Below are 11,593 nucleotides of genomic sequence, written 5' to 3'. Positions count from 1 at the left end.
CGGGCCCGGGGTTTAGAGGATGTCCAGAGTGGCGAGCTGCTTGGCTATGCCGGCACCGTCGGGAGAATAGATCCATGGGACTCTGGACGTGGTGTGGTCTCCGTCCTCGGAGTGGCCGCCGGCGAACACGGATTCGCTGACGGACAGCTGCCGGATGGCGATGGCTGCAACCTTGTCGGGGTTGTCCTGCGCAAAGTTGGAGTAGATTGCCTCGTCGTGTTGGCCGTTGTCGCCGATCAGGAGCCAGCGCATGTCCGGGAATTCCTTTGCCAGTCGGTCCAGGTTTTGGCGTTTGTGCTCCTGGCCGCTGCGGAACCAGCGGTCCTGCGTCAGGCCCCAGTCCGTCAGCAGCAGGGCTCCGGACGGATACATATTGCGGTTGAGGAAGCGGGCCAGCGTGGGCGCGGCGTTCCAGGGCCCCGTGGACAGGTAAATCACGGGCGCATCCGGGTGCTCGACGGTGAGCCGGTCCAGCAGCACAGCCATGCCGGGCGTGGCCATGCGGGCCCGCTCGCTCAGCACGAACGTGTTCCAGAGGGCAAGGAATGGCCGGGGCAGGGCCGTCACCATCACGGTGTCATCGATGTCCGAGACGATCCCGAACTTCATGTCAGGTGCAATGACCCGGATCTTGGCCTCGACAGGTTCGGTGCCTTCCGCGCGGAGGACGGCGGTGTGCCAGCCCGGCGCGAGTTTGACGTCCACCTCAGTATCGATCAGCCCGCCACGGTCCGCTTTGACGTGGGTGACAACATCACCGATGGTGATTTCGACGTCGGTGTACTGCAGCGGCACGCTGGTGAAGGCACGCCAGCCGCGCACGTTTTGGTTACCGTTCTGCGCCGCGTGCTCTGCTTTGCTCCCGGGCAGGGGCTTTTGCGTCAGCAGGACCCGTCCCAGTACGCGCACCAGGCTGGTGGAGCCGTAGCCCTGGTAAGCGATGGTCTGGGGAACAAACTTCCAGCGTTTGGCCAGCCGGATCCGCACCGTATTAACGGCGTCCGAGAGCTGGTGCGCCAGCCGGAACACCTGGTTTCCGGAGAGCGCGTCCGGGACCTGGGTATGTGCTGTGTTCTGTGACAAATTTTTCGGAGCCGTGTCCATGGGTCCACTCTGCCACAGGGCAGCGCCGGGAGGAGGAAACGCTGGTCACCGCTGACGTCTATGACGTCAGCCTTCCCCCAGGATCGCGCGCAGGGTCTCGGCGTTGCGCACGGCGTGGCCATCGCCGTCGTTGTTGAAGTAGGCGTAGACGTCCAGGCCGCTGCCGGACCACTCCCGGATCCGTGATGCCCACCACTGCAGGTCGGAATCCGAATAGGAGCCCGCATACAGGTGCTCGTGGTCCGGCCCGTGCAGCCGCACATAGGTGAAAGGGGCGGTGGTGCGCAGGATGCAGGGAAGATTAGCGCCGCTCATGATGCAGTAGGCGGCTTGGTGCCGCTCCAGCAGGGCGAACACCTCCGGGCAGTCCCAGCTGGGGTGCCGGAACTCCACGGTCACACGGATCCAGTCCGGGACCGCCGCCAGGAAGTAGTCCAGCCGGGCGTCGTCGCGCTCCATGCCGGGCGGCAGCTGGACCAGGAGGACCGCCCGTTTATCTCCGAGTTCGTGCCAGCACCGGGTAATGCGCTCCAGCCACACCTCGGGCTCGTACAGTTTACGGGCGTGGGTCAGGCCGCGCGGGGCCTTGACGGACATGCTGAAGCCGGCCGGCAACCGCTGGTTCCACCCTGCAAATGTTGTGTCCCGGGGCCAGCGGTAGAAGCTGGCATTAAGTTCGACCGTACGGAACCGAACCACGTAGTGCTGGAGCCGGTCCTTGACCGGCAGCCTGGGTGGATAGAGGACGTTCTCCCAGTGGTTGTAGCTCCATCCGGAGGTGCCGATATGGATTGCCATGAATGCCTCCGGTGCCTGATGCCAATGTTTTGAGGCTACACCCCTGTGCCCGGTCCACTCGGGCGCCGGCTGTGGCAGGGTAAGGGCATGGCGCGAATTGAAGACTATGCGGTTGTCGGTGACCTCCACACCGGGGCACTGGTCAACAAAGAAGGATCCATCGACTGGCTCTGCCTGCCACGGTTCGATTCCCCTGCCTGTTTCAATGCGCTGGTGGACACACCCGAAGCAGGGCGCTGGCTCCTGGCGCCAGCGGAAGGAGGGCCCTGTACCCGCCGGGGCTACCGGGACGGCAGCCTCATCCTGGAAACGGAATGGGACACCCCCGAAGGCACCGTGCGGGTCATCGACTTCATGCCGCCCCGGGACGCGGTGGCGGACATTGTCCGAATCGTCGAAGGCGTCAGTGGCAGCGTGAAGATGCACGGCGAATTGACCCTCCGCTTCGACTACGGCCACATCATCCCCTGGGTGCGCCGGGACGAATACGGACTGCATGCCATCGCCGGGCCGGACGCCGTCTACTTTGTCACCCCGGCTCCGCTTCACGGGGAAAACATGCACACCGTCAGTGACTTCACCGTCAACGCGGGGGAGCGGGTCCCCTTTGTCCTCACCTGGGCGCCCAGCCATGTAGGGCGGCCGCATACTGTTGACGCCGAAGAAGTACTGGGCACCACCTTCGCGTTCTGGCGCGGCTGGGCCTCCCAATGCACCGTGGAGGGCAAATACCAGGACGCCGTGGCCCGGTCCCTCGTGACGTTGAAGGCCCTCACCTACGCCCCAACCGGAGGGATTGTGGCGGCGGTGACCACCTCACTGCCCGAACAGCTGGGCGGCCCGCGAAACTGGGATTATCGCTACTGCTGGCTGCGCGATGCAACCATGACGCTGCAGGCGCTGCTGGCTGCCGGTTACACCGCGGAAGCCGCGGCCTGGCGGGACTGGCTGTTGCGGGCCGTGGCCGGTGACCCCGCGGACCTGCAGATCATGTACGGGATCCACGGCGAACGCCGCCTGCCGGAGATGGAGCTGCCCTGGTTGAGGGGCTACGAAAACTCGTCCCCGGTGCGCATCGGCAACGGCGCCGCCGAACAGCTGCAGCTCGATGTGTGGGGGGAAGTGCTGGACTGCCTGGCCCTGACGCGCAATTCGCTGCTCAAACACACCGATGAGGCCTGGGACCTGCAGGTCACGCTGATGGAGCATCTTGAGACCATCTGGGACCAGCCTGACAACGGGCTCTGGGAGATGCGGGGTCCCCGCCGCCACTTCACCCACTCGAAGGTGATGGCGTGGGTTGCCGCGGACCGCATGGTGAAGGGTGTCCGGGAATCAGGACTGCCCGGGCCGGTGGAGCGCTGGGAGAAGCTGCGGGACACCATCCACCAGGACGTGATGGCCAACGGGTTCGACGCCCGCCGCAATACGTTCGTCCAGTCCTATGGGCGGCCGGAGCTGGACGCCAGCCTGCTCCTGATTCCGCGGGTGGGGTTCCTGCCGCCGAATGATCCCCGCGTCATCGGAACCATTGAGGCCATCCAGCGGGAGCTGACCGAGGACGGGTTTGTGCTCCGTTACCGCCCCGCCGTCAGCGACGACGGCCTGCCGGGTGACGAGGGCGTCTTCCTGGCCTGTTCCTTCTGGCTGGTGGAGGCGCTGCTGGGTGCGGGCCGCCACGAGGAATCCAGGGAACTCTTTGAGCGCCTCCTTGAGCTGCGCAACGACGTGGGACTGCTGAGTGAGGAATGGGGCGTCCGGGCGGGCCGGCAGCTGGGCAACACCCCCCAGGCCTTCAGCCACTTTGCGCTTGTGACTAGCGCTTTGGAGCTGCATCAGGATACGGTTCGGCGAAGTGACACCCCCATTCCGCCGGAAACGGCGGAAACGCGCTGAGGCGGCGCGGACAAGAGGTGCTACTTCTCCTTCGCAGAATAGATAAGTATACTTACTAACACCTCATGGAGTGCTCCCAGTAAGCACGGTGCGGTGTGACTGACGGAGGAGTGATTGCAAATGGCCGGATATTTTGAACTCGTGGATGCGCCTGACGGCGGCTACAGGGTGAGGATGATGGACGGAGCCGGGAACCTGATGGCCATCTCGGTGACCTTTCCCACCAAAAGGGCAGCTGTTGCCGGAGTGGCAATGGCGAGGGAGATCGCCGGGACGGGCCTTATCAGGGATAAGAGCCACGACGGTGCAGGCACCGTGATCCGGGAACGCGTTCGTCCGGTGACCACCGCCAAGGACGAAGCCGCCAGGGCCAAGAGAGCGCCCGAAGCCAGGCGGGCAGCGGTCAGTTGATGGCCCTGCAGGACACCGGGTCCCCTGACGGCGGGCGCCGGCAGGGGATCCTCTTTGATGTTGACGGCACCCTGATCGATTCGTCCTACATCCACACCATCGCGTGGTGGGGCGCCTTCCGGCAGTACGGCTACGACGTCCCGATGGCATCCATCCACCACTTTGTGGGCATGGGCGGGGACCGCCTGGTGGACAGCCTCCTGCCGGCCGACCGTGACCGTTCCCTTGATTCGGAAATCATGGCCAGCCACGGCGCCCTGTACGCCTCACAGTGGCCCACGCTGCGTTCCTTCGACGGCGCGAAAGACCTGCTGGCCCAGTGCCATGCATCAGGACTCGCGGTGGCCCTCGCGTCCTCGGCGCGCAACCGTGATCTCGAGGTCATGAAGGCCACCTTGGACGCAGACGCCTTTATCGACGCCGCCACCAGCGCCAATGACGCCAAGGAAAGCAAGCCCGCCCCGGACATCCTCGTGGCGGCACTGGAGGCCATCGGCGTGGAACCGGCCGACGCCGTCTTTGTGGGGGATGCGGTGTGGGACATGAAAGCCGCGGGTGCGCTGGGCATTCCTGCGATCGCCGTTACCTGCGGCGGGGTCAGCGCCAGTGAACTCCGCGACGCGGGCGCCGTGGAGGTTTACGAGGGTCCGCGCGACCTGCTCGAGAACCTGACCTCAAGCGCCATCGGCCGGCTGCTCTCGCCGGCCCCCAACTCCTGACCCCCAACGCCTGGCCTAAGTCCAGACGGCCAAAGTCTTGACCCAGTCCTGACGGCGGCGTCCCCGCTGGCGCGCCATCCGCCGTCGGACGTGTCATCCTGCCTTGTCAGAGGACCTGGCCGCCGGCCACTGTGTCCTCGTCACCCTGGTTTGCAGGCTTGGCCCAGGAAACGGCCACCCGCACCGAGCCGTCGTCGCTCCGGTCAACGTCCGTGACCACGTCCGACGCGCTGGCCCCCATCTCCATGATCCGCTCGCGGTAGCTGCCCACCAGTTGCTCCAGGCTCTCTTCCGTCCACTCTCCCGGGCGCATGCGCGTGGAGATTTCAACCGGTTCGGGCTGGTAGAGCGACATAGCGTTCCTCTTTCACTTCTGCGGGTCTGGCTCTTCCTACGCTAGGAGGCTTGGGCGGGAACGACAAGGATTTTAGTCAGGTTGCTTACTTTTTGCCGGTGGAGCCGATAGCGTCGAGGGATGGGCGGACAGCCCCGACTGCAGCGAAGAAACGTCCGGAAAGGTGAATTGTGAAAGCACTGACATGGCAGGGGAAACGCTCGGTAAGCGTGCAAGAGGTGCCGGATCCGGTCATCCAGGAGCCTACGGACGCCATTGTGCGGATCACCTCCACCGCAATCTGCGGATCCGACCTGCACCTGTACGAAGTGCTGGGGCCGTACATGCACAAGGGCGACGTGATAGGCCACGAACCGATGGGCATCGTGGAAGAGGTGGGAAGCGCCGTCACCAACCTGCGCAAAGGGGACCGTGTGGTGGTCCCCTTCAACATCGCCTGCGGCCGCTGCTACATGTGCGCCCAGGGTCTACAGTCCCAATGCGAAACAACCCAGGTCAAAGACAAGGGCTCAGGGGCGGCCCTCTTTGGCTATTCGGAACTCTACGGTTCCGTCCCCGGCGGGCAGGCCGAGTACCTGCGGGTCCCCTACGCGGACTATGGCCCGGTGAAGGTGGGAACCGAGCTGCCGGACGAGCGCTACCTCTTCCTTTCGGACATCCTTCCTACCGCCTGGCAGGCCGTGGAGTACGCCGACACCCCGGCTGGCGGGACGCTGGCGGTGTTCGGGCTGGGGCCGGTGGGCCAGTTCTCCGGCCGCATCGGCGTGCAGCGCGGGCTGCGGGTTATCGGCGTTGACCCCGTGCCGGAGCGGCGGGAGATGGCGGCGCGGCACGGGATCGAGACCCTCGATTTCGGCAAGGACGTGGTGGACCGGCTGCGGGACATGACAGGCGGCCGGGGCCCCGACGCGGTGGTGGACGCCGTCGGCATGGAAGCGCATGGGTCCCCGGTCGCCGGCTTCGCCCACCAGGCACTGGGCCTCCTGCCGGACAAACTGGCGCAGAAAGCGATGGAGACGGCCGGCGTGGACCGGCTGGCAGCCCTGCACACCTCCATTGAGGCCGTCCGCCGCGGCGGGACTGTCTCCCTCAGCGGGGTGTACGGCGGCCAGGCCAGCCCAATGCCCCTGCTGACCATGTTCGACAAGCAGATCCAGGTGCGGATGGGGCAGTGTAACGTGCGGCGCTGGACGGATGACCTGCTGCCCCTGGTGGAGGACGACGCCGATCCGCTGGGTGTGATGGATCTGGTCACCCACCGTTCGGGGCTTGAAGGAGCGCCGGCGCTGTACGAAAAGTTCCAGAAAAAGGAAGACGGCTGCATCAAGGTGGTCCTCAACCCCTGACCGGTCATGTGGGTCTCAGCACAGGCTGTTCAAGGCCGCCTGAGCAGCCTCCTGCAGTTCGAGGATCAGCGGATTGGATTCCAGGGCGGGCGGTGCCGGCGGGTAAGCGACCGAAAGAGTCAGCTGCTTGCTGCCGTCCTCGCTGGTCATCGAGACTGTTCCGTAGCCGTCCACGTCGCCGGGCAGCCCGTAGTAGAAACGGTTGTTGCAGGTGTCGTTCCACCGCCGCAGGGCAAAGCCGTAGTACTGGGTGTACCCGGCTTTCATGGCATCGACTGTTTCCGGCTTCAACAGCCTGCCATGCAGCAGGGCGCTGTAGAACCCGTTCACTTCCTCAACGGTGGAGATGGCTCCTCCCGAGGGCAGTTCCGCGAGCCAGGCCCGCCGCGCCACGTCAAGTCTCTTTCCTTCGATAGTGACGTAGCCGTGGACCATTCCGGCAGGCGGGGACCCGCCGCCGAGCCGGGTAACCTCCAGCCCCAGTGGCTGGGCGACGTCGGCCGCCAGGACGCGCCCCAGCGCCTGGCCGCGGAGCCGCTGCACAATGAGGGCAAGGGCCGCGTAATTGGACCTTGAGTAGTCGAACACGTGCGCCAGCCGCCCTTCCCACGGCACGGTGGCGGCCAGGGCCAGCTGCTGTTCCAGGGCGAGCGGCCGGTCCATGGACTCCTTCCAGTTCCCCGAGGCCAGCAGTGGAACGGAGAAATCCGGGATACCTGACTCGTGGGTCAGGAGCTGGCGCACGGTGACCGGCCCGGGAGGATGCAGCACGGATCCAAATTCCGGAAGGTAGCCGCTGACCTGGGCGTCCAGGTCCAGCCTGCCCTCCTGGACCAGTTTCATCACCGAGACGGCCACCATCGACTCGGTGATGCCACCGACGTGGACCGGATCGGCAACGGTGGCGGGCTCACCCGATTCGAGGCTGCGGACTCCGGCAGCGTGCGTCCAGGTCTCACCCCTGTTCCGCACGGAGATCAGGACGGCGGGGGCGCCCTCCTCCAGCATCCGGGCGCTGAAGTCCTCCAAAAGGCTGAAGGCTGCGGGCTTGTCCGGTTCGGGAGGCTGCGGTTCGTCGATGCAGCCCGCAGAGGCCACCAGCAGGACTGCACACAGGGCGGCCGCGATCCGCTTCCACGGCCTGCCCTGGGTTCTGCCCATAGCCCCCATTTTCCCCCAACTAAGTAGCGCCAAGTGTCGTTTTAAGGGTCCAATACGACACTTGGCGCTACTTAGTTGGGATGAGGGGTTAGGTGAGGCGGACCTGCCGGTTCATGTCCTTGTAGAGCAGGTAGCGGAATTCGCCCGGGCCGCCGGCGTAGCAGGCCTGCGGGCAGAAGGCGCGCAGCCACATGAAGTCGCCGGCCTCCACCTCCACCCAGTCGTTGTTCAGCAGGTACATGGCCTTGCCCTCGAGGACGTACAGGCCATGCTCCATCACGTGGGTTTCCGGGAACGGGATGACGCCGCCGGGCTGGAACGTCACGATGTTCACCTGCATGTCGTGGGCGAGGTCGTTGGAGTCCGTGAAGCGGGTGGTCTTCCAGGCGTCGTTGGTGTCCGGCATGGACGTGGGCTGTACGTCCTTTTCATTGGTAACGAAGGACTTGGCCTCGTACCCCTCCAGGCGTTCGTAGGCCTTCCGGATCCAGTGGAAGGACACAACGTCGTCGGAAACGTTCTCCAGGCCCCACTCCGAACCGGCAGCAAGGTAGGCGTAACCGCCTTCCTCCAGCTGGTGCAGTTCACCGTCGAGGGTGAGGTTCACCTTGCCGCGGGTCACGAAAATGACGCCTTCAACGCCGGCTTCGAATTCGGCTTTGGGGGCGCCGCCGCCCGGACCGATCTCCACGATCAGCTGTGAGAACGTGGTGGCGAAGCCGGAAATGGGGCGCGCGATGATCCAGGAGCGGGTGTTCGAAAAGCCCGGAAGGTTGGACGTGACGATGTCCGTCATGACGCCCTTCGGGATCACCGTGTACGCCTCGGTGACGATGGCGCGCTCTGTAGTCAGGTGCGTCTGCGGCGGCAGTCCGCCGGTGGGGGAGTAGTACTTGCCCATGGAGAAGATCCTTACTTAGGAGTTGGAGGTGATGGCGAGCCGCGGGTGCGCCAGTCCGGTAAGTTGCGGGATGCCGACGCCGGCAAGCGCCTGCACTTCATCCGCACCGACGGCGCCGCACTGGACCCCGCGCAGCACGAACGCTGCCAGCGCACGGGCCGTGGCAGGCTCGTCCATCACGCCGCCTGCCGTCTGCTCCACGTAGTTCCGCAGCCGGGCTGCGGCGGCGGGGAGCCCCTGCCGGTAGAAGGCGTAAGTGGCGGCGAAGCGGCTGGGCAACTGGGCCGGGTGCAGGTCCCAGCCCTGGTAATAGCCGCGTTCCAGCGACCGCCGAACCAGGCGCCCGTGCAGCTGCCACGCGTTTTCCACGTTGTCGCCCACCGGGATGATGTTGGTGGAACCGTCCGAGAGCCGGATGCCCGTGCCCGCCACGGCCAGCTGCATGACCTCCTTGGCGAAGTCGGCCACGGGATGTTCCATGGACTGGTATTCAGCGGAGATCTGCAGGGATGCCGAGTAGTCATACGTGCCGTAGTGCAGCCCGCTGATTCGGCCCGGGACGGCGTGCGGCAGCTGGGCCACCGGTGACGTCCCCTCCGGGCCGAGGATCAGCTGGGGCGTTTCCACCTGGACCTCGAAGCGGAGCCGTCCGGTGGGGAGTGAGTGGACTTCCTCCAGACGTGAGACGGCGTAATCCATTGCCTGGACCTGGGCCACGGTGGTGACCTTGGGCAGGGTCAGGACCAGGCCGTCGGGCAATTCGCCGGCTGAGGCCAGGCCGGACACGAACAGGTCCAGCGTCCGCAGTCCGCGGGCCCTGGTGGGCGCCTCGAAGCACTTGAAGCGGATGCCGATGAACGGGGGAGCGGAACCTGCAACGACGGCGGCGGCCACGGCGGATGCCGCCGTGACGGCGGCGGCGTCCTCGGCGTCGTCGCCCCTGTCCCCGAAGCCGTCCTCAAAGTCGAGCCGGAGGTCCTCGATGGGTTCGCTGGCCAGCTTGGCTTCCACCCGGGAGGCCACGGCCTCCGCCAGGCCGGGCTCCTGGCCCAGCAGGTGGCCGAGCTTCCCGTAACCGCCGTGTGCGCCAACGGCCGCCTGTGCTTCCGCTCCCCAGTCGGACGCGAACGACGGCGTGAACCGGTCCGCGGGGACGTACACCGTATGGACGGGCTGGCGTGAGCCGTCGTCGCCCGGGTAGTTCCGCTCGAGCAGCCGGTCGGTGGCGGCCAGCTGCCCGTCGATGTGTGCCAGGTCCCCCGGCGAAAGCGAGGTCCGGGGTGTTGCCGCCATGCCTCAGCCCACCAGTTCGTAGGCCGGGGTGGTGAGGAAGTCGGTGTAGTCGTCCGAAAGGCAGATATCCCCGATCAGCCCGCTGGCCGGCTGGTAGTAGCGGCGGAACGCTTCGTCGCCCACCTCGGTGCGGAGCCGTTCTGTCTCCTCGCCCAGGATCCGCTCCACGAGCTCCTTCGTCACGGTGTTCCCGGTATCAGCCAGGACGGACTTGTTGCGGATCTGCTGCCACACCTGAGAGCGGGAGATTTCCGCCGTGGCCGCGTCCTCCATCAGGTTGTGGATGGCGACGGCGCCGTTCCCGGACAGCCACACGGCGGTGTACGCCACTGCAACATAGAGGTTCAGCCGCAGGCCCGCCTCCGTCACCTGGCCGTCAGCGGAGGCCACGTCCAGCAGCTGCTCCGCCGTCACGGCAACCTCCGGGCGCTGCTTGTCCAGCTGGTTCGGCTTGTCGCCGAGGACCGAATCAAACACCTCACGGCAGGTGGGAACCAGGTCCGGATGCGCCACCCAGGAACCGTCGAAGCCATCATTCGCCTCGCGGGTCTTGTCCGCGCGGACCTTGGCGAAGGCCGCCTCGGTGACCTCGGGGTGGCGGCGGTTCGGGATGACAGCTGCCATGCCGCCCATCGCGAAGGCGCCGCGCCTGTGGCAAGTCTTCACGAGCAGTTCGGTGTAGGCGCGCATGAACGGGGCGGTCATGGCAACGGAAGCACGGTCCGGCAGCACAAACTCCTCGCCGGCGTCGCGGAAGTACTTGATGATGCTGAACAGGTAATCCCAGCGGCCGGCGTTCAGGCCGGAGGCGTGCTCGCGCAGTTCGTACAGGATCTCGTCCATCTCGAACGCGGCCGGGATGGTTTCGATCAGCACGGTGGCGCGGATGGTTCCCTGGTGCAGCCCCAGGTAGTCCTGCGCGAAGACAAAGACATCATTCCAGAGGCGGGCCTCGAGATGGCTCTCCATTTTGGGCAGGTAGTAGTACGGTCCCTGTCCGTTGAGGACCAGCTGCTTGGCCACGTGGAAGAAGTGGAGGCCAAAATCCACCAGCGCACCGACGGCGGGTTCGCCGTCGATGAGCAGGTGCTTCTCCGGCATATGCCAGCCGCGGGGGCGGGCCACCACGACGGCGAGCGGCGCGTCGGTCCGAAGCCTGTACTCCTTGCCCTCGGCGGACGTGTGGCTGAGGGTGCCCTGGGCGGCGTCGCGGAGGTTCAGGATGGCGTCGATGACGTTGGCCCAGGTGGGTGTGCTGGCATCCTCGAGGTCCGCGAGCCACACCTTGGCGCCGGAGTTCAATGCGTTGATGGCCATCTTTGCCGGTGAAGCGGGCCCGGTCATCTCCACCCGGCGGTCCTGCAGGGCCGCGGGCGCGGGCGCAACCTTCCAGTCGCCGTCGCGCACGTTCCGGGTTTCCGGCAGGAAGTCCAGCTTGCCGGTCTCGGCTACGCGCTGCCGCTTGACGCCGCGGGCTGCCAGGAGTTCGTTGCGGGTACCGGCAAAACGGGTATGCAGCTCCTCTAGGAATGCCAGCGCCTTGGGGGTGAGGATCTCCTCCGCGCGGTCGATGGGCCGGGGATCTGTGACAGTGATGGCCATTTCTGGT

Annotated in this window: 11 protein-coding genes; 4 read left to right on the top strand and 7 right to left on the bottom strand. The window is 66.0% G+C overall.

Annotation, left to right across the window (positions count from 1 at the left end; translation table 11 throughout):
• Positions 1–12: 12 nt before the first annotated feature.
• Positions 13–1,104, bottom strand: coding sequence for an App1 family protein (locus M1D93_RS16500; RefSeq protein WP_461172542.1), 1,092 nt, complete (start codon positions 1,102–1,104; stop codon positions 13–15).
• 66 nt (positions 1,105–1,170) lie between these two features.
• Entirely contained in the window at positions 1,171–1,902 is a 732-nt protein-coding gene (locus M1D93_RS16495) for a DUF72 domain-containing protein (RefSeq protein WP_461172541.1), read from the bottom strand.
• Between the two features lie 87 nt (positions 1,903–1,989).
• Here M1D93_RS16495 and M1D93_RS16490 point away from each other — a divergent pair, with 87 nt between their 5' ends.
• The 3 genes from M1D93_RS16490 to M1D93_RS16480 all read left to right on the top strand — a co-directional run bounded on the left by M1D93_RS16490 (position 1,990) and on the right by M1D93_RS16480 (position 4,928).
• Positions 1,990–3,798: a glycoside hydrolase family 15 protein gene (locus M1D93_RS16490; RefSeq protein ID WP_461172540.1), complete on the top strand. Its 1,809-nt coding sequence runs from the start codon at positions 1,990–1,992 to the stop codon at positions 3,796–3,798.
• Positions 3,799–3,918: 120 nt separating this feature from the next.
• Complete coding sequence (locus M1D93_RS16485) at positions 3,919–4,209, top strand: hypothetical protein (RefSeq protein ID WP_461172539.1); 291 nt, start codon at positions 3,919–3,921, stop codon at positions 4,207–4,209.
• Entirely contained in the window at positions 4,209–4,928 is a 720-nt protein-coding gene (locus M1D93_RS16480) for an HAD family hydrolase (protein ID WP_461172538.1), read from the top strand. Before M1D93_RS16485 ends, M1D93_RS16480 begins: the two co-directional genes overlap by 1 nt.
• A 106-nt stretch (positions 4,929–5,034) precedes the next feature.
• Here the strand turns inward: M1D93_RS16480 and M1D93_RS16475 are convergent, their stop codons facing one another.
• The gene (locus tag M1D93_RS16475; protein WP_461172537.1) at positions 5,035–5,283 is read right to left on the bottom strand and encodes a hypothetical protein; all 249 of its coding nucleotides are present in this window, start codon (positions 5,281–5,283) and stop codon (positions 5,035–5,037) included.
• Between the two features lie 170 nt (positions 5,284–5,453).
• Here M1D93_RS16475 and M1D93_RS16470 point away from each other — a divergent pair, with 170 nt between their 5' ends.
• Positions 5,454–6,629, top strand: coding sequence for a zinc-dependent alcohol dehydrogenase (locus M1D93_RS16470; protein ID WP_461172536.1), 1,176 nt, complete (start codon positions 5,454–5,456; stop codon positions 6,627–6,629).
• 15 nt (positions 6,630–6,644) lie between these two features.
• Here the strand turns inward: M1D93_RS16470 and M1D93_RS16465 are convergent, their stop codons facing one another.
• From M1D93_RS16465 to aceB, 4 genes are all read right to left on the bottom strand, one after another.
• Positions 6,645–7,790, bottom strand: coding sequence for a serine hydrolase domain-containing protein (locus tag M1D93_RS16465; RefSeq protein ID WP_461172535.1), 1,146 nt, complete (start codon positions 7,788–7,790; stop codon positions 6,645–6,647).
• An 88-nt stretch (positions 7,791–7,878) separates the two neighbouring features.
• Positions 7,879–8,691, bottom strand: a complete 813-nt coding sequence (locus M1D93_RS16460; RefSeq protein ID WP_163166275.1) for a bifunctional allantoicase/(S)-ureidoglycine aminohydrolase — start codon at positions 8,689–8,691, stop codon at positions 7,879–7,881.
• A gap of 15 nt (positions 8,692–8,706) precedes the next feature.
• Positions 8,707–9,984 carry a DUF6986 family protein gene (locus M1D93_RS16455; RefSeq protein WP_461172534.1) on the bottom strand — a complete coding sequence of 426 codons (1,278 nt, stop codon included), beginning with the start codon at positions 9,982–9,984 and terminating at the stop codon, positions 8,707–8,709.
• Positions 9,985–9,987: 3 nt separating this feature from the next.
• Complete coding sequence (gene aceB / locus M1D93_RS16450) at positions 9,988–11,586, bottom strand: malate synthase A (protein ID WP_461172533.1); 1,599 nt, start codon at positions 11,584–11,586, stop codon at positions 9,988–9,990.
• Between the last annotated feature and the right edge of the window lie 7 nt (positions 11,587–11,593).

It is taken from the genome of Arthrobacter sp. Z1-9 (genome assembly GCF_054792695.1).
The sequence above is the reverse complement of the archived record's forward strand: the minus strand, read 5'-3'. Positions and strand labels throughout refer to the sequence as shown.